This is a genomic window from Pantoea sp. DY-15, from assembly GCF_019795935.1.
GTDB lineage: Bacteria > Pseudomonadota > Gammaproteobacteria > Enterobacterales > Enterobacteriaceae > Pantoea > Pantoea leporis.
Window position 1 is genome coordinate 653579 of the sequence record NZ_JAIMIF010000001.1, and the last position, 25739, is coordinate 679317.

Sequence of the window (25739 nt, forward strand, 5' to 3'; positions counted from 1 at the left end):
ATATGCAATTTAACATTCCGACGTGTCTTACCCTGTTTCGAGTCGTACTTATTCCCTTTTTTGTCCTGGCGTTTTATCTGCCATTTCAATGGGCTCCCTTTGCTACTGCACTGATCTTTGTGATTGCTGCGGTCACTGACTGGTTTGATGGTTTTTTAGCGCGTCGCTGGAAGCAGACCACGCGTTTTGGCGCGTTCCTCGATCCGGTTGCGGATAAAGTGCTGGTGGCGATTGCGCTGGTGCTGGTGGCGGAGCATTTCCACGCGTGGTGGATTACGCTGCCTGCGGCAACGATGATCGCCCGTGAAATCATTATCTCTGCGCTGCGTGAGTGGATGGCGGAGATTGGCAAACGCAGCAGTGTGGCGGTGTCGTGGATCGGCAAGGTGAAAACCACCGCGCAGATGTTCTCGCTGTTTGCCCTGCTGTGGCGTCCAGAAGCCACGGTGGTTGGCGTGGGTGTGGTCGCACTGTACATCGCAGCCGTGCTGACGTTCTGGTCAATGTTCCAGTATTTAAGCGCAGCGCGCGGTGATTTGCTCGATAGCTGATCGATGCGATTTAAAAAGCAGCAAACGGACGCAGTGTGTGGATAATTCTATTGACTCACTGCGTCAGATAAGTAGAATGCATCGCATCGAACGGCAGCGAGTCTGCAAGAAGCTGAATAAAATCAGCAAGTTCGATGAAGAAATTCAGAATCGAGTATTTCAATTTGTAGCAAGGCAGCAACTGAACGAATCACAGAGAGCTTACTTCAGTAAGTGACCTGTGTGAGTGAAGGAAGCTAACGCAGCAACAAATTGAAAGACGAAGATTATGCGGGAATAGCTCAGTTGGTAGAGCACGACCTTGCCAAGGTCGGGGTCGCGAGTTCGAGTCTCGTTTCCCGCTCCAAATTTAGTGGTTCGTATTCAACGAATTACATATCAGATTAAAGGCGCGTTGGCAGAGTGGCCATGCAACGGATTGCAAATCCGTCTACCTCGGTTCGACTCCGGGACGCGCCTCCAATTTACACCCTGCCCGGGTGGTGAAATCGGTAGACACAAGGGATTTAAAATCCCTCGGCTTATGGCTGTGCGGGTTCAAGTCCCGCCCCGGGCACCATATTTGCAGTCGATAAAACGAATAAAATAAAGCAATAAGCAGTAATGTCGTAACCGCCTAAGGGCGGTTTTTTTGTTTTTGTCCTTACCTCATCGCCAATAAAAACCCGGCAAAGCCGGGCAAGTCATTACGATTGCGGTTGTCCCACCGGACCTGCTCCTTCGCTGGCGCCTGGCACCGGTTGGTTACTTGGCGCATGTGGGCGCCCATCGTTGCCGACCGCATCACTCTTGTGCATACAACCCGACAGCGATACCAAGGTTAACGTCACCAATGCTGCTTTTGTTAAAACGTTCATCTGCTGCTCCTTATAATTAAGTGATTGAGTAACCAATCCCAAAGAGATCAAAGGATTGACCATGAGCTAAGCAAAGTCAGTGACAGCAAATTTCGCAAGCGAAGCGCGGCAGTAACCATAAAAAACGCCGGATTTCCGGCGTTTTTCGTCTCAATCCTAATATTTCTATCCCAGATTGCCACTCAGCCGCTCGCGGAAATCGCTGCTGCGGTTATCCAGCCCGATAAAGGTGACGTTCGCTCCATGGCGCTGATAGCGATATTCGATAGCATCAAGGGCCGCCACGCTGGAAGCGTCCCAAATCTGCGCATGCGTCAAATCGATGGTGACAGTTTTTGGATCGTGGCCGTAATTGAAGTGTTCAAACAAATCATTGCTGCTACCAAAGAACAGCGGGCCGCGCACGGTGTAATTGACCTGTTGGCCATCCTCGCTCAGCTGGCGTTCAGCGTGAATGACGTGAGCGATGCGGCGTGCGAACAGCATCATCGCCAGAATCACACCAACCAGCACGCCAATCGCCAGGTTGCCGGTCCACACGGTGACAGCAACCGTCAGCACCATCACAAAGGTTTCCGACCACGGCATGCGTTTCAGCGTAGCCGGATGCAGGCTGTGCCAGTTCACGGTTTTCACCGCTACCACCATCATAATGCCCGCCAGTACTACCATCGGGATCTGTGCCATAATCTGGCTCAGTCCGGTCACTAATAACAGCAGCACGATACCCGCCGCGACCGTCGAAACACGCGTACGTGCTTTGCCCAGCTCGACGTTAACGATGGTTTGGCCAATCATCGCGCAACCGGCGATGCCGCCATAGAAGCCCGCAAGAATATTGCCGACGCCCAGCGCCCAGGATTCGCGGCGTTTAGCGGAAGGCGTATCGGTAATGTCATCCACCAGTTTGGCGGTCAGCAGCGACTCCATCAAACCCACAAAGGCGATGCTCAAGGCGGTGGGCCAGATGATTTGCAGCGTGTGCAGATTGATTGGCACCAGCAACGTCGTGAAGCCTGGCAGACCGGCGGTCATTGGCCCTTCATCGCCCACGTTCGGTACGCGATAGCCAAGCACCAACGCCACCGCCGTCACTACCACAATCGCCACCAGCGGTGAAGGGACGCTTTTAAACACTTTCGGTAGCAGCAGCACGATGGCCAGCGTAACGGCGAACAGCACCCACACCAACGCGGATTGTCCCCAAACGTGCGGGACCTGCGCAAAGAAGATCAGGATGCCGAGGGCGTTAACGAAGCCGATCATCACCGAACGCGGGATATAGCGCATCATGCACGACAACCCAGCGAGCCCAAAGATAATCTGGATAATGCCGCCCATAACCACCGCCGGCAGAATGTATTCAACGCCGTGCGCATGCACCATTGGGCCGATCACCAGCGCCACCGAACCGGCCGCTGCAGTGACCATTGCCGGACGACCGCCCAGAATCGACAGCGTCAGGCACAGCACCACCGAGGCCACAAGGCTGACTTTAGGATCGACACCGGCAATCACGGAGAAGGAGATAACTTCCGGGATCAGCGCCAGCGCGGTAATAATGCCGGCCAGACACTCGCGGGTTAGCAGGGCAGGCGAACGTAAAACGCGCCCCACGGTGATATCGCTCTCCACCGCAGTGGTGCGCTCAGTTGGTTGACTCATAGATTGTGCAGGCTCTTTTATTATTGTGCGCATACCGTCGCGGTACGGCAGTAACCAGTTAGGATTTTCCGAGAAGGGATGTTACCGGGCAATAAGGTGAGACGCTAGCGCGTTGGGGCAGGTGAGGGTGATTCCATCCCTGGAATCCGGCTTTAGACCGCGAGATCGTCAGGTGTTTTATTCACAACTAATTCAAGCAGATGGCGATAAATATCCAGCTGAATCACATCGCTTTCCATCTCAAGACGGTTAATCAGCGAAGCAATAATCGCTTTATTAGAAACCGGCATACCGGCTTGCAGGATTTCGGCGATGATCTGCCCGAAAACTTCCATTTCACTGCTGTCGCTATTACCGGCCAGTTTGAAATAGTCAGCGATGGCAGCGCTACTGTTTGCGGCGTTTTGCATATGTGAAGCCCTTAAGATCGGCCTGATGGCAATGTGCCTTCAGCTCCATGATGAAAAAATTTGCACGCGGACAGGCGCGCAACACCCAACTCATCAACCAACGCAAAAAGACACCTCTGAAGGTGGAAATCCACAACACCTTCAGAGGCGACGCAAAGTGCATCATTCGTTACGGAGCCGTCAGCTGGCTCACGGGACGTAAACTTATACAATCCGGCACAACTTGTACAAGCTTGATTTTAAGCAATTTGTGCTAGTCCTTATTTAACAGTGAGTTATGATTTGTAATGTTTTCTAAAAGCTATACAAGAATGGGCGAAAACCGCCAAATTTTCGGTGAGTTGTACAACTGATAAGGAAAGCTGGAGATTTTTTGTCCTGCCAACTACGTTTGCAGGTGTAAGCAAAATTTTCATTGGCGAGCGGCTTACCTTATAATAACGCTCCCGTTTAGTTAGATACCTAACCATTAGGCCACTACGTTTTGAGCGACTATCCCCAACCCTTTTCTCGTTTGCTGCATCTCACCGCGCACGCATGGCGTTTGGCTGTTGATCGTCGCCTCAAAGAGAGCGGATTGAGCATGAGCAGCTGGATGGCGATTGCCAGCGTTGCCACCGCCGCCGAGCCGCCAACGCAAAAAGCGCTGGCGCAGTTGCTTGGTCTGGAAGAGGCCAGCGTCGTGCCGCTGGTGGATCGTCTGGTGAAGCAGCAGCTATTAGCGCGCGTGCAGCCGCCGGAAGATCGTCGCAAACGCCTGCTGATTCTGACTGAGCAGGGCAGCGTGGCCTTTGCCGAAGTGAAAACGCAGGCCGATGCGCTACGTGCACAGTTGTTGGCGGATATCGATCCTGCATCGTTGGCGATAACGGAACAGGTGCTGCAACAGCTGCTCGCGCGTCTGGGAAGCGTTTAACCGTGGCAAAACGTAATCCTTATGCCCCGCGCGAATGGCTGCCGCATGAAAAGCCGATGCTGCCGGGTTCGCCCTCAACGCCGCTGCATTCGCCTTCGAAGCGCATCGCATTTGGCATCATTGGCTTATTGATCTCGATTACCGGCGCGCTGAGTAACGCGCTGGTCTCTGCCAACCTCACCAATCTGCAAGGCACCTTCGGCGCTTACAGCAATGAGATCGCCTGGTTGCCCTCGGTATATGTGATGGGCAACATCTCCATCAACCTGCTGCTGGTGAAGTTCCGCCAGCAGTTTGGTCTGCGGCTGTTCACCGAAGCGTTTCTGGTGCTGTATGTGATCGTGGCGTTTTTCCACCTGCTGGCTAACGATCTCAGCTCGGCGATCATTGTCCGCACCGCGCATGGCATGGTCGGCGCGGCGCTCAGTTCGCTCGGCATCTATTACCAGATTCAGGCCTGGCCGGCGAAGCATCGGCTTAAAGCCCTGGTGATTGGCATCACCGCGTCGCAGCTGGCGATTCCGCTGGCACGATTGTTCTCCACCGAACTGCTGCAGCTGCAAGAGTGGCGCGGTTTATACCTGTTTGAACTCGGTCTGGCGATGATCTCGCTGGGCTGCGTGCTGGTGGTGAAACTGCCGCCCGGCGACCGCATCAAAGCCTTTGAAAAGATGGATTTCCTCACCTTCATGTTGATGGCGCCGGGCATGGCGCTGCTGTGCGCGGTGCTGTCGCTGGGCCGCATCGAATGGTGGTTCAGCACGCCGTGGCTCGGTGTGGCATTGGCGCTGGCGTTGGTGTTGATCGTGGCGGCGATTGTCGTCGAGCACAATCGTAAGAATCCGTTGCTGAATACCCGCTGGCTCAGCAACGGCACGATTGTGCGGCTGGGCATTGTGATGATCATGATGCGTATTCTGCTGGCCGAGCAAAACACCGGCGCGGTCGGTTTCCTGCAGCAACTCGGCTTACTCAACGATCAGATGCGCGGTCTGGCGTTAGCGATCATTGCCGGGGTGATTTGCGGCATGATCGCCAGCGCATTAACCATCAAACCTACGCATCTGAGCTGGCCAATTGTCGTGTCGCTGGTGGTGATGATCGTCGCCTCGCTGATGGATGCGCAATCCAACCCGCTGACGCGTGCCCACAATCTCTACTTTAGCCAGTTTCTGCTCGGTTTCGGCAGCGCCTTCTTCCTCGGGCCTGCCATGCTGCTGGGGATTGGCGGCGTGGTGACGCAACCGAAAAACCTGGTCAGCTTCTCGGTGCTGTTCGGCATGAGCCAGAACTTAGGCGGCCTTATTGGCGCGGCCATTCTCGGCACGTTCCAGACGTGGCGCGAAAAATACCACTCCAGCCTGCTGGGCGATCAGCTGTCGCAGCTGGATCCCAACGTGACCGAACGCCTTAGCCAGTACAGCTCGCTGTTTAGCAGCCAGTTGCCGGATAGCGTGCTGCTCAGCGCGCAAAGCAGCAGCCAGCTGCAAACGGTGGCGACGCTGCAAGCCAACGTGCTGGCCTATAACGATACTTATCTTCTTACCGCCGCGCTGGCTTTCATCACCTTAATCTGGGTGCTGTATCGCCTGACGCGCTTACGCTATATCAACTGGCGTCAGACTAAAATGAATGCGGCACAACCAGTAACCCCGACGGAGAATTCATGAGCCAACAGGACGACATTCAGGCGGCGGAGCGCGAGCGCACCAACCGCCGACGCATTCTTTCTATCGCCGCTGGCAGCGGCATTGTCATCGTCGGCGTGCTGGTGATCCTCTATGCCTGGCAGCTGTGGCCGTTCACCAGCACCGTTCAGTCCACGGAAAACGCCTACGTGCGCGGCCAGGTAACCTTTATCAGCCCGCAGGTGAATGGCTATCTGACTGAAGTGAACGTGGTGGATTTGCAGCCAGTGACCAAAGGCCAGCTGCTGATGACCATCGACGATCGTATCTATCGTCAGCGCGTGCATCAGGCGCAGGCGCAGCTGGATATGAAAATCGCCGCGCAGAACAACAACCAGCAGCAGCGTAAAAGTGCCGAAGCCAACATTCTCAGCAACAAAGCGGCGCTGGAAAATGCTAAAGCGCAGGCGCTGAAAAGCAGCCTCGATCTCAAGCGCGTCGAGAATCTGGCGGCTGATGGCTCGCTGTCGGTGCGTGAGCGCGACGCCGCACGCGCGGCGAATGCCCAGGCGCAGGCGCAGTTGCGACAGGCGGATGCGCAGGTGGCCGTTTCACAACAGAATCTGCAAACCGTGGTGGTGAATCGCGCGTCACTGCAAGGCGATGTTGCCAGTGCGCAGGCGGCGCTGGAGTTGGCAAATATCGACCTGGCGAATACACGCATCATCGCGCCAGACAGCGGCCAGCTCGGTCAGCTGTCGGTGCGCAAAGGCAGCTATGTGACCGCCGGCACGCGTTTGACCTCGGTGGTGCCAGAAAACAAATGGATCATCGCGAATTTCAAGGAAACTCAACTGGCGCGCGTGCGTCCCGGCTTGCCGGTGAACATCCGCGTCGATGCGCTGGACGGTAAGCATTACGATGGCCGCGTCGAGTTTATTTCGCCTGCCGCCGGATCCGAATTCAGTGCTATCTCGCCGGATAACGCCACCGGCAACTTTGTGAAAATTGCCCAGCGCATTCCGGTGCGCATCAAAATTTTGAATGACGATCTGCAAGCACTTCGTCCGGGCATGTCAGTGGAAGTAAGCATTGATACCGCCGCAGAGCCGCACAAGGATACGCCATGAGGCGCTTATTGTTAGCCACCTGTGTGGCATTGATGGTGAGCAGCTGTGCAACGCAAGTGGAAAAAGCGCCCTCATCGTTGCCGATTCCTGAGAGCTGGCGTCAGCAGGTGGGCCCGCATGCGCTGCCGGAGGCGCAATGGTGGCAGAATTTCGGCGATGCCAATCTTAATCGCCTCGTCACGCAGGCGCTGCAGCACAACAGCGATGTCCTCACCGCGCGTTCGCGCGTGGATCAATACCGTGCCGAGTTGCGTGCCGCGCAGGGCGATAATTTTCCAACGCTGTCGGCGGGCGTGGCGGCTACGCATCAGCGTGCGCTGTCGGCGGCCACCGGTCAGCCGTATGAAAACGCGGTGTTTCAGGGATTGCTGCAGGCCAACTACGAGGTGGATTTATGGGGCAGCCGCAGCAACAGCATTCGCGCCGCAGAAGCTTCGCTGGATGCGCAGCGTGCTGCCGCTTCTGCCGCTGAGCTCACCGTCGCCAGTTCGGTGGCATCGGGCTACCTCAGCTTGTGTGCGCTGGATGAACAGCTGCGCGTAACCCAGGCAACGCTGGCGACGCGCAAAAACTCGCTCAACCTGGCGCAGCGCCAGTTTGAAACCGGCTACACCTCGCGCCTTGAATGGATGCAGGCCGCCTCGGAATATCAAACCGCCAAAGCGCAGATCCCGCAGTTGCAGCATCAGATCGAGCAGCAGGAGAACGCGCTTAGCGTGCTGGTGGGCATGAACCCGCGCCAAATTGCGCGCAGCAGCCAGTTCGACCACATCAAGCCGCAAACCCTGCCATCGCTGCTGCCTTCACAACTGCTGAATCGTCGTCCCGATATTGTGCAGGCGCAGCGCCAGCTGCTGGCCGCCGACGCGTCACTGGCTTCAACCCAGGCCAAACTGTTGCCGTCGCTCAATCTCACCGCCAGCGGCACCTTGCAAAGCAGCGAACTGCATCAGCTGCTGGATAATCCGTTCCGTCTGTGGAGCATTGGAGGCAGCATTCTGGCTCCGCTGCTGAATCGCGAAGCGCTAACTGCTCAGGTGGATGTGGCGATGGCGACGCGTAATCAGGCGCTGTACGGTTATGAAAAAGTGGTGCGTAACGCCTTCTCCGACGTGGATAACGCGCTGGATGCCATTCGCCGTGGCGAGGAGCAGCTGGCGGAGTTGCAGAAACAGGAGAGTTATGTGGCGGAAGCGTATCGCATTGCCCACAACCGTTACCAAAATGGTTACGCCTCTTATCTGGATGAGCTGGACGCCCAGCGCACGCTGTTCAGCACTCAGCTGAATATCGTGTCAGTAAAAAATACGCTGCTGTTAGCGCAAATCGATCTATATCGTTCGCTCGGCGGCGGCTGGCAGGGTTAAACATCATGTCGCAAGGCCATTTTTCGGTAGAAATTCCGCCGTAAAACGGCCTGCGTCTGGTTTTAAATCGGCAGTAAACGATTCTAAAGTCATTCATGCTTCTTTTTACTTGTCTTTACAAATAATGTTATTATCCGCCCGCTTTACACAGTCTGAACGGAACAGTGTTGGTAAGTTTACCAGCGCGGTCGCTCATCCAGGCGGCTTGCAAAGACAGGGGAAGAAAAGGAAATGATGAATAAAAAAATCGGTTTTGCGTTGTTAGTTACTGCGGTCCTGTTAACCGGCTGTGCGCCGCGTACTGCGCCGATCCAGAATGTGAGCCAGACCGTGGGTCAGAGCTACTCGGATGAGCAAATGAAACAAGCTATCGTCCAGGCGGGTGCCGCTAACCATTGGGTGATGACGCCAGCCGGTCCGGGCGTGATGAATGGTCACCTGGCCGAGCGCGGACATACCGCAGATATTCGCGTGAACTACACCGCGAACAGCTATCAAATCCAGTATGTCAGCAGCCAGAATCTTAAAGCAGGCAGCGGTCAGATTCACCGCAACTATAACCGCTGGATTCAGAACCTGAGCCAGGGCATCCAGACGCGTCTGGCGGTCGAAGCCGCTAAATAAGCGCGAAGCGTGATTGCTGACATAATGTTGTAAAGTTAGCCGTAACGCTGCCGAAATAGAAACAGGCGGGCCATGTGCCCGCCTTGTTAATCGGCGACATCCGCATGGGATGACGGGTATAGAGAGCAAGGAAGGGATGCCGCGCAGCGAAAACCGGACCATCCCTGAGGCTGAAGAAAGAATACAGGTATGAAACTCGCTTACTCCCTTGTTGACTGGCACGCCATCGCGCCGGGCAACAGCACCGCAGAAGAGTGGCAACGCTGGGCGCAACAGGCACCGGTGTTAGAGGCCACGCAACCTATCGCGAAACCCCAATTTTTGCCGATGATGACCGCGCGTCGTCTCAGCGCCGGCAGCCGTGCTGCGGTTGAATGCGGGCTGGCGTTATTGGCGCGGCAAAGCGTGGACGCCATCGTCTTCACCAGTCGCCACGGCGAACTGGAGCGTAATCTGCGCATTCTCACCGCGCTGGCGGAACAGCAAGCGCTGTCGCCCACCGATTTCGCCATGTCGGTTCACAACTCAGCGGTGGGCAGTTTGACCATCGCCGCGCGTCAGCCGCTGGTTTCATCCTCGGTTTCGGCCGGTATTGATAGCTTCCAGCAAGGATTGATAGAAGTGGCGGCGCTGCATCAGGCGGGTAATGCGCAGGTGCTGCTGGTGGATTTTGACGGCGTGGTGCCGGATTACTACCGTCCGTGGCTACCGGAAATCGATCGCTTTAATGCGCCGTACGCGGTAGCGCTGCTGCTACGCGCAGGCGAGGCGTGGCGTTGCGAAGCGCAGGCCGGCAAACCCGCTGAGCTGCACAACCCTCTGCCGCAAAGTCTGCAATTTCTGGCGGCGATGCTGCACAACACGCCACGTTTTAGCGTGGCCGGCGAGCGCCATCAGTGGCACTGGGAGCGTCTGCATGGTGGATAATTCGCTGACCGAGGCGCGTCCCGGTTTCAACTATTACTGGCGGCTGGTGATGACCGCCGTCAGCTTTACGCTGTTCAGCGTGGGCGGCCTGCTACTGTCGCTGATTTGGTTCAATCTGCTGTTACTGGTGCAGCGTGATGGCCTGCGCCGTCGCCATATCGCCCGCAGCAGCATCGCCTGGAGCTTCCGCTGCTTCCTGCGTTTCTGCCGCTTTGTCGGGGTTTACGATTACCAGATCATCGGCGCAGAACAGCTGTGTCAGGATCGCGGCTGCCTGATCGTCGCCAACCATCCGTCACTGATCGATTACGTGATGATTGCGTCGGTGCTGCCGGAGATGGATTGCCTGGTGAAAGCCGAGCTGCAGCACAACATTTTCTTCCGTGGCGTGATTCGCGCCGCTGATTACCTGATTAACAGCGAAGCCGATACGCTGCTGCCAGACAGCCAGCAGCGGCTGGCGCGCGGCGATACCATTCTGATTTTCCCGGAAGGCACGCGCACACGTTATGGCGAGCCGCTGAAGCTGCAGCGCGGTGCCGCCAACATTGCGGTGCGCGCGGGCTGCGATCTGCGTGTGGTGCACATCAGCTGCACCGAGCGCATGCTCGATAAGCAAAGCCGCTGGTATCAGATTCCGCTGGTTAAACCGATTTTTACTGTACGCGTACAATCGCGTATTGCCAGCCACGCCTTTTGTGAAGCCGAAGAGGATGCGCAGCCGCTGGCCGCACGTCGTCTGACGCGTCATCTGCAACAGGCGCTGGTGCCTGACGAGACCAACTAAGTTATGCAAGTACTGATTAACGACATCAAACAGATGATTATCGACACGCTGAATCTGGAAGATATCAGCCCTGACGACATCGAAACCGACGCACCGCTGTTTGGCGAGGGGCTGGGCCTCGATTCAATCGATGCGCTGGAGCTGGGACTGGCGGTGAAAAATCGCTTCGGCGTACAGCTCTCCGCCGAGAGCGAAACGCTGCGCGCGCACTTTTTTTCCGTGGCTACACTGGCCGCGTTTGTTGAACAACAGCAAGCCTGAGAACAGTCAACATGATCAACAAAAACGAAATTTACCAGGAAGTGGCTTCGCTGCTCACCTCGCTGTTTGAAATTGAGCCGGATGATATTCGTCCGGACGCCCGCCTGTATGAAGACCTCGAGCTGGATAGCATCGATGCGGTCGATATGGTGGTGCATCTGCAAAAGCGTACTGGCCGTAAGATCAAACCGGAAACCTTCCGCGCGGTGCGTACCGTGCAGGATGTGGTGGATGCCGTCGATCAACTGATGCGCGACGAAGCCTGATCGCATGCTGCTGCGGCTGCTAAACGGAGCGGCGCTGCTGGCGTGGCCGTTTCTGGTGTGGTTAACCCTCACCCAGCCACAGTGGCGCGGCGTGACGGGCCTGCTGGCGCTGCTGTTTGTGCTGCGCGTCTGGACGCTGCGCCGCGCCGCCGGGCCGATGGCGCGCGTGATGCTACTGCTGGCGCTGGTGGGCAGCGCGTTATGCCTCGCCAGCCTGCTGCTGCGATCGCAACATCTGCTGCTGTGGTATCCGCTGGTGGTCAATGCATCGATGCTGCTGCTGTTTGGCGCGTCGCTGTGGAGCCCCATGCCGCTGGTAGAGCGGCTGGCACGGCTGCGTGAACCGGATCTGCCACCGCGCGCGGTGCGTTATACCCGCCGCGTGACGCAAGTGTGGTGCGGCTTTTTCATCTTCAACGGCAGCGTGGCGTTGCTCACCTGCCTGCTCAATGATGTCACGCTTTGGACACTCTGGAATGGGTGCATCAGCTATCTGCTGATGGGCACGCTGATGGGCGGCGAATGGCTGCTGCGTCAGCGCATAAGGAAACAGGCATGAACCTACATAGCCTCCGCGACTGGCTCAGCGCGCCGGATCGCATTGTGGCCTGGCACGGCCAACAGCAACATACGCTGCACACCTTGCGTCAGCAGGTACGGGCGCTGGCCGATCGGCTGCAAAACCAGCCCGGCCAATATTGGGCGCTGTGCTTTGATAACAGCTATGCGTTTACCGCCGCGCTGCTGGCGCTGTGGCACGCCGGTAAAACGCCGGTGATCCCCGGACACTGTCGCGCGGCCCAGCTGGAAGAGATGGCCGACAGCCTGGATGGCGTGATCAGCGATATGCCGCTGGCATTCGCGCTGCCGCAGCTGCGCTGGGACGACGCACTGGCGAGCGGCGCGTTACCGCCAATCGCCGCCGACGCCACGCTGGTGTTGTTCACCTCTGGTTCGACCGGCACGCCGCGTCGCGTAGTGAAATCGCTGCGCGCGCTGGATCTTGAAGCCCGCTGGCTCTCCAGCTTGTGGGGCCCACGCTTACGTGATTGCCATGTGATTGCCTCCGTCAGCCATCAACATCTGTATGGCCTGAGTTTTCGCATCGTGCTACCGATGGCGTTGGGTTTACCCTTTGCCGCGCAGCAAATTTTCTACAGTGAACAGCTGGCCGATCAATCACCCGATCGTCGCTACGCGTTTATCAGCAGTCCGGCGTTTCTGCGGCGTCTCGATCCTGCGTTGGCCGGGCCGCGCTGCGAGCTGATCGTGTCCGCCGGTGGCGCGTTGCCGTGGACGGCGGCGCAGCATGCGCAAAAGGCGCTGAGCTGCACGGTTGATGAAATCTATGGCAGCACCGAAACCGGCGTGATTGGCTGGCGCTGCGCACGCGAGGAGAACGCGCTGTGGCACTGTTTCCCGCAGATTACCCTGCGTGAGCAGGACGCCGGACGCTGGCGGGTGTTTTCCGCTTTGCTGGAAACCGATGCCGGTTGCGCGCTCGACGATCGTATTGTGCAGCAGCCGTCCGGCCAGTTTCAGCTGGCAGGGCGTCAGGATCGCGTGGTGAAGATTGAAGACAAGCGCGTCTCGCTGAGTGAAATTGAACGCCGCCTGCTGGCGTTGCCCGGCGTGGATGATGCCGCCGCGCTGGCGATTCAGCGTCACGGTCGTCATGCGATTGGCGTGGTACTGGCGCTGCCTGAGATGCTGGATGCGGCGACGCTGCATCAGCTAAAAATTGAGTGGAAACGCGCGCTGCAACCCTGGCTGGAGCCGGTGGCGATTCCGCGCTATTGGCGCGTGGTGACATCGATTCCTGTCACCGCACAAAGTAAACGCGCCTGGCCACAAATTGAGGAGTTATTTGATGCTGCCGGTTGAACTGCATGCCGAACAGCAGGGCGATGCACTGACATTGCGCCTGCACGTTGTTGCCGATCTGTTTTGGTTTCGCGGCCATTTCCCGACGCTGCCAATCCTGCCCGGCGTGGCGCAGCTCGACTGGGCGCTGCATTACGGCCTGACGCGTTTAGCCATCGGTAAATCTTTCGCTGCGATTGACAATATCAAGTTCCAGCAGCCGGTGCCGCCGGATGCCGAGCTGGCCTTACAGCTGCAGTGGCAGGCAGAAAAATCGCTGCTCAGTTTCAGCTACAGCCTGATCAACGGCGACGTGGCGACGGTGGCCAGCAGCGGGAAGATCCGCCTGTGTTGAGTTCTCACTTCACGCCTTGTGTGCTGATTCCCTGCTATAACCACGGCGCGATGCTGGCGTCGGTGCTGGCGCGGCTGGCACCGTTCAACTTGCCGGTGATTCTGGTGGATGACGGCAGCGATGCCACCACCAAACAGCAGATTGCGGCGCTGGAGGCACCGCAGTTGCGGGTACTGACGCTACCCCACAATCAGGGCAAAGGCGCGGCGGTGATTGCCGGGATGCGCGCGGCGGCGGCGGCGGGTTACAGCCACGCGCTGCAACTCGATGCCGATGGCCAGCATCAGGTGGAAGACACGCCGCGTATGCTGGCCGAAGCGCAGCGTTATCCGCACTGTCTGATCTCCGGTCAGCCGCTTTACGACGCCTCGATTCCCAAATCGCGCCTCTATGGCCGCTACATCACCCATTTCTGGGTGTGGGTGGAAACGCTGTCGTTCTCGCTGAAAGACAGCATGTGCGGCTTCCGCGTCTATCCGCTCGCGCCATCGCTGGCGTTGTGCGATCGCCATCCAATTGGTCAGCGCATGGATTTCGACACCGAAATCATGGTGCGCCTCTATTGGCAGGGCACGCCGAGCCGTTTTATCACCACGCGCGTGACCTATCCGGCCAGCGGCGTATCGCACTTTGATGCGCTGCGGGACAACCTGCGCATCTCATGGATGCACACGCGGCTGTTCTTCGGCATGTTGCCACGCATCCCGCAGTTGCTGCGTCAGCGTAGTGATGCGCAACACTGGTCTGCAAAGCCGGAACGACGCGGGCAGAGCGGTTTGCGCTTTATGCTGTGGCTCTATCGCCGCGCCGGACGCTTGCCTTTTATCTTGCTGCTGTGGCCGGTGGTGGCGGTTTACTGGCTAACCGGACGCACCGCGCGCGCCGCCTCGCAGCAGTGGCTGACGCGAGTGCGGGCGATGGCGCAGCGGCAGAACATCGCGCTGCCTGCGCCGCTCAGCAGCTATCGTCACTTTTTGCGTTTCGGCTACAGCATGCTGGATAAAGTCGCTAGCTGGCGCGGCGATCTGCAATGGGGACGCGACATTGATTTCGCGCCGGGTGCGGAAGCCACCATTCGCGCCGCCGAGGGCAAAGGCCATCTGATTCTGGCCTCGCATCTCGGTGATATCGAAGCCTGCCGCGCGATGGCCAAACAGGTCAGCGGATTGGTGATTAATGCGCTGGTGTTTACTGACAATGCGCAACGCTTCCGCGAGGTGCTGGAGAGCATTGCACCGCAGGCGGGCGTCAATCTGCTGCCGGTCACCGATATCGGTCCGGACACCGCCATTCTGCTGCAGCAAAAACTCGATGCCGGTGAATGGGTGGCGATTGTTGGCGATCGTACCGCCGTGCATCGCCAGCGCGGCGGCGAGCGTCGCGTGGTGTGGAGTGAATTTATGGGCCATCCTGCACCGTTTCCCCAGGGACCTTTTGTGCTGGCGGCGGCGTTGCGCTGTCCGGTGCTGCTGATGTTTGCCCTGCGCGAACAGGGGCGATTGCGGGTGCACTGCGAAGCCTTTGCCGATCCGCTCTCGCTGCCGCGCGCCCAGCGCCAGCAGGCGTTACAGGCCACCGTCGATCGCTACGCCGAACGGTTACAACAGCACGCGCTGATGGCGCCGCTGGATTGGTTTAACTTTTACGATTTCTGGACGTTGCCCGAGGAGAAAAGCCGCGATGAGTGAAAGCAACTACCGCGCTGAGGTGGACATAACCGTGTCGTTTCACGACTGCGACCCGATGGGCGTGGTATGGCACGGCAACTATTTCCGCTTTTTTGAAGTGGCGCGCGAAGCCTTGCTGCGCAGCGTCAATTACAGCTACGGCGAAATGGCCGCCAGCGGCTACGTCTGGCCGGTGGTCGATACCCATGTGAAATACCGCCAGCCGCTGCGCTGCGAAGAGGTGGTGCGCGTCATCGCCAGTATCAGCGAATACGAAAACCGTTTACGCATTGATTATGTGATCCGCAACGCGGCGGGTCAGGTGACCACCAAAGCACACACGCTGCAGGTGGCGGTCAATGCAGCGACCCAAGAGATGTGTTTTGTCTCGCCCGATATTCTGTTTGAACGCCTGGGAGTGAAACCGTGATCAGAACCCTTTGTCTGCTGCTGCTGGTGATCTGCGCCAACGCCAGCGCGGTTACGCTCGAGCAGTTGCAACAGCGCTTCGCCAGCCAACCGGTGATCCGCGCCAATTTTGTTCAGGTGCGCACCATTGCTGGCATGGCGCAGCCGCTGGTGTCACGCGGTCAGCTATTGATCGCCCAGCAGCAGGGTTTGTGGTGGCAGCAAGCCACGCCGTTCCCGCTGATGTTGATCCTTGATGACAAGCGCATGGTGCAGAGCATGAGCGGCCAGCCGCCGCAGGTGATCACCGCCGACAGCAATCCGCAGATGTTCCAGTTCAACCATCTGTTGCGCGCGCTGTTCCAGGCAGATGAAAAGGTGCTGCGTGAGAATTTTGCGCTCGATTTCCACGATCTGGGCAACAACCGCTGGCAACTTGGTTTGACGCCGAAAGCCGCGCCGCTGAATAAGATCTTTAACCGTATCGATCTGCAAGGCGAGGCGTTTCTTAATCGCATCACGCTGGATGATAAGCAGGGCGATAAAACCGAGATCACCCTTAGCGCTACCCGCACCGAACCGAAACAGTTAACCGATGAAGAGCGAGCCCGTTTTGCCCCAGCGCAGTGAAAAAACCGTTGCGCTGCTGTGGCTGGCGGTGTGCCTGACGTTAGCGCTGGCGCTGGCGGTTTTGCTGCCGCGCAGCCAGCTGAACAGCAGCGTGCTGGCGTTATTGCCGCAGCAAAACCTCGGCCAGGCACCAGCGGAGATCCAGCACGGCTTTATGCAGCGCCTCGATCGTCAGCTGGTGTGGCTGGTAAGTGCCAACGATCACCACGGCGATGCGGTTGCGGCCTGGTGGCAAGCGCAGCTGCAAGCCTTGCCGATGCTGACACAGGTAAGCGGCGCGCTGGATGACGATCAGATGCAGCGCTGGGGCGCCTATGCGTTTCAACATCGCAACGGCTTGATCGATCCGGCCACGCGCGCGCGCTTGCAGAACGGCGGTGACGCGCAGGCCGACTGGATTCTGGCGCAGCTGTTCTCGGCTTTCGCGGGCGTCGGCAGCAAAGAGATCGGCCACGATCCGCTGCTTCTGGTGCGCGGCGCACAGCTGGCGATGCAGCAGAACGCCAATAAAATGCTGCTGCATAACGGCTGGCTGACGGTCAAGGATGCGCAGCAGCGCCGCTGGTATTTCCTGCACGGCGAGCTGGCGAGCAATGCTTTCAGTATCAAAGAGAGCCATCAGCTGGTGACCGCGCTTAATCAGCTGGAGCAACAGCTGAAAACCCGCTGGCCGGATGCGCAACTGCTGACGCGTGGCACGGTGCTGTTTAGCGACGATGCCAGTCAGCGCGCGCAGCATGATGTCGAAACCCTCGGCAGCGCAACGTTAGCGGGATTGCTGCTGCTGGTGTGGCTGGTGTTCCGTTCATTACGGCCGCTGGCGCTCTGTGCATTGTCGGTGGCGATAGGTGCGATGGCGGGCACGGTGCTGACGTTGCTCTGTTTTGGTGAGCTGCATCTCACCACCTTAGTGATGAGCCTCAGCATTGTCGGTATTTCGGCCGATTATACGCTCTACTATCTGACGGAACGCATGGTGCACGGCGAGCAAGCCACGCCGTGGCAAAGTTTGCATAAGGTGCGCGGCACGCTGCTGCTGGCGCTCGGCACCACGGCGATTGCCTGGCTGTTGATGCTGCTGGCACCGTTCCCCGGCTTGCGCCAGCTGGCGGTATTTGCCGCCAGCGGATTAAGCGCATCCTGCCTGACGGTGATCTGTTTTTATCCGTGGCTGGTACGCGGTTTACCGGTGCGGCCGATTCCGGCGATGGTATGGCTGGCGCGCTGGCTGGCCGCGTGGCGACGCAATAACGGGCTGAAGCGCGGCTTACCGGCGCTGGTGGCGATCTATGCGCTAAGCGGCATGCTGCAACTCAAGGTCGATGATGATATTGCCCATCTGCAAAGTGCGCCGGCGCAACTGTTAGCGCAGGATCGTCAGCTGGCGCAGCTCACCGGTCAGCAGGCCGATCAAACCTGGTTTGTGGTGTGGGGCGATGATGAACAGCAAGCACTGCAACGGCTGAGCGCGCTAACACCGAAGCTGCAGCAGGCGCAGCAGCAAGGCTGGTTCAAAAGTTATCGCGTGCTGCCGCTCAGTTCGCTGGCGCAGCAGCAGCAGGATGTAGCGCTCCTACAGCAGGCTGCACCAACCATTCTGGATCGATTGAAGCAGGCGGGCATTACTGTAGCGGATGCTAATCTCAGCGCCATGCCGGTGACCGCCGCCGACTGGCTGGCGAGCCCGCTGAGTGAAGGCTGGCGGCTGCTGTGGCTGTCGCTGCCGGACGGACGCAGCAGCGTGCTGGTGCCGATCGGCGGCGTTAAGAACAGCGCCGCGTTGCAGCAGCTGGCATCCCAGCAGGCGGGTGTCAGTTGGGTTGATCGCAAGGCCAGCTATGATGAACTGTTCCGCTTCTGGCGCACGCTGCTGAGCGGATTGCTGGCGCTGGCATTATTGCTGATTACCGGCAGCTACATGCTACGGTTGGGCGTGAAAGCCGGGATGCGCAGCGCGCTGCCGTCGTGGCTGTCGCTGGCGGCGGCGCTGGCGACGCTGGGCTGGATCGGCGCGAGCCTCAATCTGTTTGCCTTACTGGCGCTGATTCTGGTGCTGGGCATCGGCATCAACTACACGCTGTTCTTCAGCAATCCGCGCGGCACGCCGTTAACCTCCATGCTGGCGGTGACGCTGGCGATGATGACCACGCTGTTAACGCTCGGCATGCTGGTGTTCAGCAGCACCGCCGCCATCAGCGGTTTTGGCACCGTGCTGTGCAGCGGGATTTTTTGTGCATTCTTGCTGGCGCCGCTGGCGCTGGCCCCGGGAAAAAGGAAGCGACGATGAAAATGGGCATTTTGCTGCTGTTGAGCCTGCTGGTAAGCGGCTGCGCGCAGCATCAGAGGGACCTCAATCGGCCAACCGCCTGGTTGAAGCCGGGCGTGCGCGTCATGCTGCCGGCGCCGGGCATCTCGCCGGCGTTTCAGCAGCAGCAGTTGCTGACCGGCCACGCCAAAGGCAAAACCCAGTCGCTGCTGGTGCTGCTGAGCGCGGATTCACAGCAGCTGAGCCTCGCCGGTTTGTCATCGCTTGGCATTCGCCTGTTCCGCGTCACCTATGATAAGAACGGCATTCACACGCAGCAGATGATGGCGCTGCCGGAAATGCCGCCCGCCAGCCAGGTGTTGGCGGATGTGATGCTGAGCCACTGGCCAATCAGCGCATGGCAGCCGCAGCTGCCGCGCGGCTGGACGCTGACCGACATCGACGATCGCCGCGAGCTGCGCGATGCGTCTGGCAAAGTAGTGACACTGATTCGTTATCTGCAGCGTGGCGAGTTGCGTGAGCCGATCAGCATCGATCAACGCGCTTTTGGCTATCAGATTCAAATCCAACATCTGGATGCCTCATCATGATTTACATCTCCGCCTTTGGCATGGTGAATGCGCTGGGCAACAACCTGGCGCAAATTGCCGCGCAGTTGCAAGCGGGCCACGCGCCCGGCATGCAACCGCGCGACGGCTGGCTGCAAGACGGCAAACGCTGCTGGCTGGGTGAAGTGCAGGGCGCGTTGCCGCTGATTCCTGCCGCGCTGGCGGCGCATAACACCCGCAACAATCAGCTGCTGCTGGCCGCGCTGGCGCAGATACGCCCGGTAGTGGATGCGGCGATCGCGCAATATGGGCGCGATCGCGTGGCGATTGTGCTTGGCACCAGCACCTCCGGCGTTGATGAAGGCGATCGTCAGGTGGATGACGCCTTGTCGGGCTACGATTACCGCATGCAGGAGCTTGGCGATCCATCACGCTTCCTGGCGCATTTTTTAGCGCTGGACGGTCCGGCTTACACCATTTCGACTGCCTGCTCATCCAGTGCGCGCGCCATAATTAGCGGCCAACGTTTGATTGATGCTGGTTTAGCGGACGTGGCGCTGGTGGGCGGCGCGGATTCGCTGAGTCGCATGCCGATTAACGGCTTCGCCAGCCTGGATTCGCTTTCTGAACGTCACTGCGCGCCGTTTAGCGCCGATCGCGACGGCATTTCGATTGGTGAAGCTGCCGCGCTGCTGCTGCTGACGCGCGAAAAGCAGCCGCTGGCGCTGCTCGGCTGCGGTGAATCGTCGGACGCGTGGCACATGTCGGCACCGCATCCTGAAGGCGTCGGCGCTGAGCGCGCTATGCTGATGGCGCTGCAACAGGCGGGTTTACAGCCGCAGGATGTCGGTTACATCAACCTGCACGGTACCGCCACGCCGCTGAACGATCAGGTGGAATCTGCGGTGATTCATCGCCTGTTTGGCGAACGCGTGCCGTGCAGCTCAACCAAACACCTGACCGGCCACACGCTGGGCGCGGCGGGCGCGACCGAAGCGGCTTTAGCCGCACTGATTCTGCAGCAGCAGCTGCCGCTGCCGCCGCAGGATTTCTCGCTGGCGGCACACGATACTTCGCTGCCGGCGTGCGGTTTGATCACCACGCCGCAGCCTTTGGCGCGCCCGGTGATTGCCTCAAATTCGTTTGCTTTTGGCGGGAACAATACCTGCCTGATTGTAGGAAAGCCTCATGAGTGATTTTCTGCCGGTAGATGCTTATCTGCCGCATCGTGCACCGATGCTGCTGCTGGATCGCGTCATCCAGGTTAGCGACGACAGCGTGATCTGCGAAGTCAGTATCAACGCGACAGGCGTGCTGGCCCCTTTTCTCACCGCACAGGGCGATTTACCGGCGTGGTACGGTGTGGAAATCATGGCGCAGACCGTTGGCGTCTGGTCGGGCTTTCATGCGCGTCAGCGCGGCGACAGTGAGATTCGTCCCGGCATGCTGCTTGGCGGACGCGGTTATCGTGCCAGCCGCGCCGCTTTCGCCGCCAACAGCACGCTGCGCGTTGAGATGCGCCTGCTGATGCGTGACGACCGATTGGGCAGCTTCGAAGGGGAGATCCGCTGCGGCGAGGCGATCATCGCCAGCGGGCGGCTGAATACCTATCAGCCCAATGAACACGAGTTAATTCAATTGCAACAGGGAGTTCAGCCATGACACGCAGCGTTTTAGTGACCGGCGCAAGTAAAGGTATTGGCCGCGCCATCGCACTGCGTCTGGCGCAGGATGGCTTTGAGATAGTGGTGCATTATCACCGCGACAGCGCCGGTGCCGCGCAGACGCTGGCTGAGATTGAGGCGGCGGGCGGATGTGGGCGCACCTTGCAGTATGACGTGGCGCAGCGCGATGCCACACGCAGCGCACTGGAACAGGATATCGCCGCGCATGGCGCCTATTACGGCGTGGTGAGCAATGCGGGCATCACGCGCGATGCGGCGTTTCCGGCGCTGACCGATGATGAGTGGGACAGCGTGATCCACACCAATCTCGACAGCTTCTACAACGTGATTCATCCGTGCGTGATGCCGATGATTGGCCTGCGCAAGGGCGGACGCATTATTACGCTCTCCTCGGTCTCGGGGATCATGGGCAATCGTGGCCAGGTCAACTACAGCGCGGCCAAAGCCGGCATTATCGGTGCCACCAAAGCGCTGGCGATTGAGCTGGCGAAACGCAAAATTACCGTGAACTGCATCGCACCTGGCTTGATTGATACCGGCATGACCGATCTTGAGCCGCTGGTGATTGACGAGGCAATGAAGCTGATCCCAATGAAGCGCATGGGCGCGGCGGATGAAGTCGCCGGACTGGCCAGCTACTTAATGTCGGACATCGCGGGCTACGTCACGCGTCAGGTGATTTCAATCAATGGAGGTATGCTGTGATTCAGCGCGTAGTGGTAACCGGCATGGGCGGCGTGACCGCTTTTGGTGAGCGCTGGAGCGCGGTGGCTGAGCGGATCAAACAGGGCAAAAATGCGGTGCGCCATATGCCGGAATGGCAGGTGTACGACGGCTTGCACACGCTGCTCGGCGCGCCAGTGGACAACTTTACGCCGCCAGCGCATTACACGCGCAAACGCATTCGTTCGATGGGGCGCGTCTCACTGATGGCGACGCGCGCCACCGAACTCGCGTTAGAGCAGGCCGGTTTGATCGATCATCCGGTGCTAACCAGCGGTGAAACCGGCATTGCTTATGGCTCCTCAACCGGCAGCACCGGACCGGTGAGTGAATTCGCCACCATGCTGACGGAAAAGCACACCAACAACATCACCGGCACCACTTACGTGCAGATGATGCCGCACACCACCGCCGTCAATGCGGGCCTGTTCTTTGGCCTGCGCGGCCGGGTGATCCCGACGTCCAGCGCCTGTACGTCGGGCAGCCAGGCGATCGGTTATGCGTGGGAAGCGATTCGTCACGGTTATCAAACCGTGATGGTGGCGGGTGGCGCGGAAGAGTTGTGCCCGTCTGAAGCGGCGGTGTTTGACACGCTGTTCGCCACCAGCCAGCGCAACGACGCGCCGCACACGTCGCCCGCGCCGTTCGACCAGCAGCGCGACGGTTTAGTGATTGGCGAAGGTGCAGGCACCTTGATCCTCGAATCGCTGGAACATGCGCAGGCGCGCGGAGCCACCATTTATGCCGAGCTGGTGGGTTTCCATACCAACTGCGATGCCGCGCATATCACCCAGCCGCAGCGTGAAACCATGCAGATTTGTATCGAGCGCGCGCTGAAAACCGCCGGCGTCACGGCGGAGCAGATTGGCTATATCAATGCCCACGGCACCGCCACCGATCGCGGCGATATCGCCGAGAGTCAGGCCACCGCAGCGATCTATGGCAACAGCACGCCAATCTCTTCGCTGAAAAGCTACTTTGGCCATACGCTGGGCGCGTGCGGGGCGCTGGAAGCCTGGATGAGCATTGAGATGATGCGTGAAGGCTGGTTTGCGCCGACGTTGAATTTGTCGCAACCGGCCGCTGAATGCGGTGAACTTGATTACATCATCGGTGAAGCGCGCCAGATTGAGACAGATTACATCCAATCCAATAACTTTGCCTTTGGCGGGATTAACACTTCGCTGGTGTTTAAACGCTGGCGCGAAGGCTGATAGCAGGTCGCCATGAATGGCGCTTGTTAGTTAAGTCCGCGACGAACGCATGCCGGATGCGCTTTTGGTCCGGCGGTCCTCGCGCCGCTTACGCGGTACCTTCACTTAGCTCGTTTGCCTGACGGACCGGCGGAGACGGGACTTCCTTGTCCCGGCTCCGCCTTTCGCCCGCGTCCTGCGGGCTCTCCTGGCTTCCTCGCTTCGTTCAGCGCTGCGGATTGCCTGACCAAAAGCGCACCCGGCCTGCTCGTAAGCTTCGGTACATGTTGTTGAAAAGGGCACAGTTGCCAGAGGCACCGCGCTAGCGGCGCGAGGACGGCCCGTGACGCAGCAGATGTGTCAGAGCCCGCTACCTAGTCAAAGCAAAACCCTTTCTTCAGTGATAAGCATTGGTCGCCATGAATGGTGACCCTACAAGACCGGGCAGGGTACCTATTGCACCACTCCTCCATGATATGAACGCAAAAAGTGGGATTTTTCTTGCTTTCGGGCAACGACTGCGCATAATCGCAAACCGCAATAATAATGATTATCAATTCGTTTGCATTAGGGGATCCCATGCGCGCTATGCCTTTCAATCCCGGACTGAAACCGACGCTGTTGGCCGTAATGGTCAGCGCCGGTTGTTTGCCAGTGATGGCTGCTACCACCAACACCACAACCTCCACTGACGCGAAAAACGAGCAGCAGACGCTGACCGTGACCGCGACACCGCAAACCGATTTCAAACCAGGCGGCAACGATCTGGTACCGGCTTTCCTCGATGGCCAGGTTGCACACGGCGGCCGCCTTGGCATGCTGGGTGAGCAAAACGCCATGGACGTGCCGTTTAACGTCATTGGTTTTACCTCGAAAATGATTCAGGATCAGCAGGCGCAAACCATCGGTGACGTGGTGCGCAACGATGCTGGCGTGCAGAATCTGAAAGGCTACGGCAACTTTGCCGAGAGCTATCGCATTCGTGGCTTCAAGCTGGACGGCGATGCCATGACCTACGGCGGCCTGGCGGGTATCGTGCCGCGTCAGGTGATGGATGCCTCGCTGATTGATCGCGTGGAGATCTTTAAAGGGGCTAACGCCTTGCTGAACGGTTCGGCGGAGAGCGGCGTCGGCGGCATGATTAACCTCGAGCCGAAGCACGCTGATGATACGCCGCTGACGCGCATCGGGGTGGATTACACGTCCGGTTCCCAGGTGGGCGGCACCGCCGATATTGGTCGTCGTTTTGGCGACGATAATCAGTTTGGCGTGCGTCTGAATGCGGTTAACCGCGAAGGCGGCACCGAGGTAGATGGCGAGAAAAAACGCACCACCGCTGCGTCACTCGGCCTGGATTATCGTGGCGATCGTCTGCGTACGTCGCTCGACGTTGGCTACCAGAAAAAGACCTTCCACGATGCGCGTAACGGCGTCAACATCAGCGGCATCGATTTCATTCCTGATGTGCCGTCCAACGCGAAAAACTACAGCCAGAAGTGGGTGTTCAGCGATATCGAGTCGGAGTTTGGTCTGGCGAAAGCCGAATACGATCTGACCAATCAGTGGACCGCCTATGCGGGCCTCGGCGCGCAGCACACACATGAAGTGGGCAACTACGGCATTCCGAAGATCCTCGACAGCGCCGGCAACGCCACCATTGGTCGCTTCCGCACCAATCGCGTGCAGGACAACATGAGCGGCATGGTTGGCCTGCGTGGTGATTTCACCACCGGTCCGGTGACGCATAAAGTGAATTTCGGTTATTCGGCGATGACCACGAATGCGAAAAACAGCTATCGCATGTCGTCGGGCAACGATGCCAACGTAAATATTTATCACCCGCAGGATGTGGCTGAACCGGATAGCGTGTTCGCCGGTGGCGCTAAGTTCAGCGATCCGCTGACCACTTACCGTTCACGTTCGCAAGGCTACCTGCTGAGCGATACGCTGGGCTTCTTTGATGACACCTTGCTGGCAACCGTCGGCGCGCGTCATCAAAAAGTGGTGGTGCGTAACTACGGTTATGACGGCGTTGAAGATACCGCGACACGTTTCGACAGCAGCCGTTGGTTGCCGGCGTACGGTTTGCTGTATAAAGCCACGCAAAATATCTCGCTGTATGCCAACCATACTGAATCGCTGACGCCGGGCACCGCCGCGCCGTTTACCGCCACCAACTACGGTAGCGTGACCGGCATCGTACATGCTAAGCAAAACGAAGTGGGTGTCAAAGCGGACTTTGGTCGCGTCGGCGGATCGCTGGCGCTGTTTGAAATCAAACAGCCGGTTGGCGTGCTGAACAATTCGGTCTACCAGCTGAATGGCGAGCAGCGCAACCGTGGCGTGGAGTTGAACGTATTCGGTGAGCCGGTGCTGGGCCTGCGTCTTAACAGCAGCGCCACCTGGATCGATCCGGATATGACCAAAACCGGTGACAGCGATCAGGATGGCAAAAACGCCATCGGCGTACCGCGCTTCACTGCGGCGCTGGGTGCGGAGTATGACATCAAGCCGGTGGACGGTTTGACCGCCACAGCATTGCTGAACTACACCGGTTCACAATATGCCGACCTGGCAAACAACATGAAGCTGGATGATTACACCACGCTGGATTTGGGACTGCGTTACCGCATGAAGGTTAACCAGAACGATATGGTGTGGCGCGTGGGCGTGGATAACGTCACCAATGAGAAATATTGGGCCAATGTTGATGACAGCGGCACCTATTTGTCGCAGGGTGAACCACGCACGGTGAAGGTTTCACTCAGCTACGATTTCTAATCTGCTCTCCAATGGGGCGCGCCTGCGCCCCATTATTTCTCCGCCAGAAATTTTCCTGTAACTTAGGGCGCATTGCATTACACTCTGTGCGGCAATCCTGCGCGAAAACTCGCCTTTATTTTTGAGTCATCATGAGTTCACCTGCACCACCAGACGACCACGACGAACCTTATCGGCAGCCGCTCGACGACGCGCTCTTCGCCATTGTGGTGCTTGCAGTCACTTCGGTTA

Annotated in this window: 26 protein-coding genes and 3 tRNA genes; 26 read left to right on the plus strand and 3 right to left on the minus strand. The window is 58.5% G+C overall.

Going from position 1 to position 25739, the window contains the following annotated elements; genetic code table 11:
* Nucleotides 1-2 precede the first annotated feature (2 nt).
* The 4 genes from pgsA (at nt 3) to K5Y32_RS03155 (ending at nt 1110) form a co-directional block, all read left to right on the plus strand.
* A complete protein-coding gene (pgsA, locus tag K5Y32_RS03140) occupies nt 3-551 on the plus strand; it encodes a CDP-diacylglycerol--glycerol-3-phosphate 3-phosphatidyltransferase (protein WP_008102316.1) in 549 nt (182 codons plus the stop codon).
* 270 nt (nt 552-821) lie between these two features.
* Nucleotides 822-897 (plus strand) — tRNA-Gly (locus K5Y32_RS03145).
* A 42-nt stretch (nt 898-939) separates the two neighbouring features.
* Nucleotides 940-1013, plus strand: a tRNA-Cys gene (locus K5Y32_RS03150).
* 11 nt (nt 1014-1024) lie between these two features.
* A tRNA-Leu gene (locus K5Y32_RS03155) sits at nt 1025-1110 on the plus strand.
* Nucleotides 1111-1237: 127 nt separating this feature from the next.
* Here K5Y32_RS03155 and K5Y32_RS03160 read toward each other — a convergent pair.
* The 3 genes from K5Y32_RS03160 to K5Y32_RS03170 all read right to left on the minus strand — a co-directional run bounded on the left by K5Y32_RS03160 (nt 1238) and on the right by K5Y32_RS03170 (nt 3483).
* Entirely contained in the window at nt 1238-1408 is a 171-nt protein-coding gene (locus K5Y32_RS03160) for a hypothetical protein (RefSeq protein ID WP_222181771.1), read from the minus strand.
* Between the two features lie 165 nt (nt 1409-1573).
* The gene (locus K5Y32_RS03165; protein WP_222181772.1) at nt 1574-3073 is read right to left on the minus strand and encodes a SulP family inorganic anion transporter; all 1500 of its coding nucleotides are present in this window, start codon (nt 3071-3073) and stop codon (nt 1574-1576) included.
* 152 nt (nt 3074-3225) lie between these two features.
* On the minus strand, nt 3226-3483 hold the full coding sequence (locus tag K5Y32_RS03170; RefSeq protein WP_008102310.1) for a biofilm/acid-resistance regulator YmgB/AriR: 258 nt from the start codon (nt 3481-3483) through the stop codon (nt 3226-3228).
* 484 nt (nt 3484-3967) lie between these two features.
* Here K5Y32_RS03170 and K5Y32_RS03175 point away from each other — a divergent pair, with 484 nt between their 5' ends.
* The 22 genes from K5Y32_RS03175 to K5Y32_RS03280 all read left to right on the plus strand — a co-directional run bounded on the left by K5Y32_RS03175 (nt 3968) and on the right by K5Y32_RS03280 (nt 25508).
* Nucleotides 3968-4399 carry a MarR family winged helix-turn-helix transcriptional regulator gene (locus K5Y32_RS03175; RefSeq protein ID WP_101760893.1) on the plus strand — a complete coding sequence of 144 codons (432 nt, stop codon included), beginning with the start codon at nt 3968-3970 and terminating at the stop codon, nt 4397-4399.
* Nucleotides 4400-4401: 2 nt separating this feature from the next.
* Complete coding sequence (locus K5Y32_RS03180; RefSeq protein ID WP_222181773.1) at nt 4402-6069, plus strand: MFS transporter; 1668 nt, start codon at nt 4402-4404, stop codon at nt 6067-6069.
* A complete protein-coding gene (locus tag K5Y32_RS03185) occupies nt 6066-7157 on the plus strand; it encodes an HlyD family secretion protein (protein WP_222181774.1) in 1092 nt (363 codons plus the stop codon). The genes K5Y32_RS03180 and K5Y32_RS03185 overlap by 4 nt, the downstream gene beginning before the upstream one ends.
* A complete protein-coding gene (locus tag K5Y32_RS03190; protein WP_222181775.1) occupies nt 7154-8524 on the plus strand; it encodes an efflux transporter outer membrane subunit in 1371 nt (456 codons plus the stop codon). The genes K5Y32_RS03185 and K5Y32_RS03190 overlap by 4 nt, the downstream gene beginning before the upstream one ends.
* Before the next feature lie 234 nt (nt 8525-8758).
* Nucleotides 8759-9148, plus strand: coding sequence for a hypothetical protein (locus K5Y32_RS03195; protein ID WP_167391170.1), 390 nt, complete (start codon nt 8759-8761; stop codon nt 9146-9148).
* Nucleotides 9149-9337: 189 nt separating this feature from the next.
* Nucleotides 9338-10075, plus strand: coding sequence for a beta-ketoacyl synthase chain length factor (locus K5Y32_RS03200; RefSeq protein WP_222181776.1), 738 nt, complete (start codon nt 9338-9340; stop codon nt 10073-10075).
* Nucleotides 10065-10862, plus strand: coding sequence for a 1-acyl-sn-glycerol-3-phosphate acyltransferase (locus K5Y32_RS03205; RefSeq protein ID WP_222181777.1), 798 nt, complete (start codon nt 10065-10067; stop codon nt 10860-10862). The genes K5Y32_RS03200 and K5Y32_RS03205 overlap by 11 nt, the downstream gene beginning before the upstream one ends.
* Nucleotides 10863-10865: 3 nt before the next feature.
* Nucleotides 10866-11123 (plus strand): phosphopantetheine-binding protein, encoded by a 258-nt coding sequence (locus K5Y32_RS03210; RefSeq protein WP_007887282.1) that lies wholly within the window; start codon nt 10866-10868, stop codon nt 11121-11123.
* Nucleotides 11124-11134: 11 nt separating this feature from the next.
* Nucleotides 11135-11389: an acyl carrier protein gene (locus K5Y32_RS03215; RefSeq protein ID WP_222181778.1), complete on the plus strand. Its 255-nt coding sequence runs from the start codon at nt 11135-11137 to the stop codon at nt 11387-11389.
* A 4-nt stretch (nt 11390-11393) separates the two neighbouring features.
* Entirely contained in the window at nt 11394-11948 is a 555-nt protein-coding gene (locus tag K5Y32_RS03220) for a hypothetical protein (RefSeq protein WP_110865893.1), read from the plus strand.
* The gene (locus tag K5Y32_RS03225) at nt 11945-13273 is read left to right on the plus strand and encodes an AMP-binding protein (RefSeq protein ID WP_222181779.1); all 1329 of its coding nucleotides are present in this window, start codon (nt 11945-11947) and stop codon (nt 13271-13273) included. Before K5Y32_RS03220 ends, K5Y32_RS03225 begins: the two co-directional genes overlap by 4 nt.
* A complete protein-coding gene (locus K5Y32_RS03230; protein ID WP_110865895.1) occupies nt 13260-13607 on the plus strand; it encodes a beta-hydroxyacyl-ACP dehydratase in 348 nt (115 codons plus the stop codon). Before K5Y32_RS03225 ends, K5Y32_RS03230 begins: the two co-directional genes overlap by 14 nt.
* Nucleotides 13601-15295 carry a glycosyltransferase family 2 protein gene (locus K5Y32_RS03235; RefSeq protein ID WP_222181780.1) on the plus strand — a complete coding sequence of 565 codons (1695 nt, stop codon included), beginning with the start codon at nt 13601-13603 and terminating at the stop codon, nt 15293-15295. The genes K5Y32_RS03230 and K5Y32_RS03235 overlap by 7 nt, the downstream gene beginning before the upstream one ends.
* On the plus strand, nt 15288-15704 hold the full coding sequence (locus K5Y32_RS03240; protein WP_222181781.1) for a thioesterase family protein: 417 nt from the start codon (nt 15288-15290) through the stop codon (nt 15702-15704). The genes K5Y32_RS03235 and K5Y32_RS03240 overlap by 8 nt, the downstream gene beginning before the upstream one ends.
* Nucleotides 15704-16312 carry an outer membrane lipoprotein carrier protein LolA gene (locus tag K5Y32_RS03245; protein WP_370445552.1) on the plus strand — a complete coding sequence of 203 codons (609 nt, stop codon included), beginning with the start codon at nt 15704-15706 and terminating at the stop codon, nt 16310-16312. Before K5Y32_RS03240 ends, K5Y32_RS03245 begins: the two co-directional genes overlap by 1 nt.
* Nucleotides 16278-18599, plus strand: a complete 2322-nt coding sequence (locus K5Y32_RS03250; protein ID WP_222181782.1) for an MMPL family transporter — start codon at nt 16278-16280, stop codon at nt 18597-18599. The genes K5Y32_RS03245 and K5Y32_RS03250 overlap by 35 nt, the downstream gene beginning before the upstream one ends.
* Nucleotides 18596-19168, plus strand: coding sequence for a DUF3261 domain-containing protein (locus K5Y32_RS03255; RefSeq protein WP_222181783.1), 573 nt, complete (start codon nt 18596-18598; stop codon nt 19166-19168). Before K5Y32_RS03250 ends, K5Y32_RS03255 begins: the two co-directional genes overlap by 4 nt.
* Nucleotides 19165-20322: a beta-ketoacyl-[acyl-carrier-protein] synthase family protein gene (locus tag K5Y32_RS03260; protein ID WP_222181784.1), complete on the plus strand. Its 1158-nt coding sequence runs from the start codon at nt 19165-19167 to the stop codon at nt 20320-20322. Before K5Y32_RS03255 ends, K5Y32_RS03260 begins: the two co-directional genes overlap by 4 nt.
* A complete protein-coding gene (locus K5Y32_RS03265; protein WP_222181785.1) occupies nt 20315-20788 on the plus strand; it encodes a hotdog family protein in 474 nt (157 codons plus the stop codon). The genes K5Y32_RS03260 and K5Y32_RS03265 overlap by 8 nt, the downstream gene beginning before the upstream one ends.
* Nucleotides 20785-21516, plus strand: a complete 732-nt coding sequence (locus tag K5Y32_RS03270) for a 3-ketoacyl-ACP reductase FabG2 (protein ID WP_222181786.1) — start codon at nt 20785-20787, stop codon at nt 21514-21516. The genes K5Y32_RS03265 and K5Y32_RS03270 overlap by 4 nt, the downstream gene beginning before the upstream one ends.
* Nucleotides 21513-22748 carry a beta-ketoacyl-ACP synthase gene (locus K5Y32_RS03275; RefSeq protein ID WP_210080538.1) on the plus strand — a complete coding sequence of 412 codons (1236 nt, stop codon included), beginning with the start codon at nt 21513-21515 and terminating at the stop codon, nt 22746-22748. Before K5Y32_RS03270 ends, K5Y32_RS03275 begins: the two co-directional genes overlap by 4 nt.
* A 558-nt stretch (nt 22749-23306) precedes the next feature.
* The gene (locus tag K5Y32_RS03280; protein ID WP_222181787.1) at nt 23307-25508 is read left to right on the plus strand and encodes a TonB-dependent siderophore receptor; all 2202 of its coding nucleotides are present in this window, start codon (nt 23307-23309) and stop codon (nt 25506-25508) included.
* The last annotated feature ends 231 nt before the right edge of the window (nt 25509-25739 follow it).

Coding starts and splice junctions, on each gene's coding strand:
- K5Y32_RS03225 (WP_222181779.1), top strand. CDS start 11,945: ATGAACCTACATAGCCTCCGCGACTGGCTCAGCGCGCCGGATCGCATT.
- K5Y32_RS03250 (WP_222181782.1), top strand. CDS start 16,278: ATGAAGAGCGAGCCCGTTTTGCCCCAGCGCAGTGAAAAAACCGTTGCG.
- K5Y32_RS03260 (WP_222181784.1), top strand. CDS start 19,165: ATGATTTACATCTCCGCCTTTGGCATGGTGAATGCGCTGGGCAACAAC.
- K5Y32_RS03230 (WP_110865895.1), top strand. CDS start 13,260: ATGCTGCCGGTTGAACTGCATGCCGAACAGCAGGGCGATGCACTGACA.
- K5Y32_RS03255 (WP_222181783.1), top strand. CDS start 18,596: ATGAAAATGGGCATTTTGCTGCTGTTGAGCCTGCTGGTAAGCGGCTGC.
- K5Y32_RS03170 (WP_008102310.1), bottom strand. CDS start 3,483: ATGCAAAACGCCGCAAACAGTAGCGCTGCCATCGCTGACTATTTCAAA.
- K5Y32_RS03185 (WP_222181774.1), top strand. CDS start 6,066: ATGAGCCAACAGGACGACATTCAGGCGGCGGAGCGCGAGCGCACCAAC.
- K5Y32_RS03190 (WP_222181775.1), top strand. CDS start 7,154: ATGAGGCGCTTATTGTTAGCCACCTGTGTGGCATTGATGGTGAGCAGC.
- K5Y32_RS03160 (WP_222181771.1), bottom strand. CDS start 1,408: ATGAACGTTTTAACAAAAGCAGCATTGGTGACGTTAACCTTGGTATCG.
- K5Y32_RS03205 (WP_222181777.1), top strand. CDS start 10,065: ATGGTGGATAATTCGCTGACCGAGGCGCGTCCCGGTTTCAACTATTAC.
- K5Y32_RS03270 (WP_222181786.1), top strand. CDS start 20,785: ATGACACGCAGCGTTTTAGTGACCGGCGCAAGTAAAGGTATTGGCCGC.
- K5Y32_RS03280 (WP_222181787.1), top strand. CDS start 23,307: ATGCGCGCTATGCCTTTCAATCCCGGACTGAAACCGACGCTGTTGGCC.
- K5Y32_RS03195 (WP_167391170.1), top strand. CDS start 8,759: ATGAATAAAAAAATCGGTTTTGCGTTGTTAGTTACTGCGGTCCTGTTA.
- pgsA (WP_008102316.1), top strand. CDS start 3: ATGCAATTTAACATTCCGACGTGTCTTACCCTGTTTCGAGTCGTACTT.
- K5Y32_RS03240 (WP_222181781.1), top strand. CDS start 15,288: ATGAGTGAAAGCAACTACCGCGCTGAGGTGGACATAACCGTGTCGTTT.
- K5Y32_RS03220 (WP_110865893.1), top strand. CDS start 11,394: ATGCTGCTGCGGCTGCTAAACGGAGCGGCGCTGCTGGCGTGGCCGTTT.
- K5Y32_RS03200 (WP_222181776.1), top strand. CDS start 9,338: ATGAAACTCGCTTACTCCCTTGTTGACTGGCACGCCATCGCGCCGGGC.
- K5Y32_RS03165 (WP_222181772.1), bottom strand. CDS start 3,073: ATGAGTCAACCAACTGAGCGCACCACTGCGGTGGAGAGCGATATCACC.
- K5Y32_RS03210 (WP_007887282.1), top strand. CDS start 10,866: ATGCAAGTACTGATTAACGACATCAAACAGATGATTATCGACACGCTG.
- K5Y32_RS03215 (WP_222181778.1), top strand. CDS start 11,135: ATGATCAACAAAAACGAAATTTACCAGGAAGTGGCTTCGCTGCTCACC.
- K5Y32_RS03265 (WP_222181785.1), top strand. CDS start 20,315: ATGAGTGATTTTCTGCCGGTAGATGCTTATCTGCCGCATCGTGCACCG.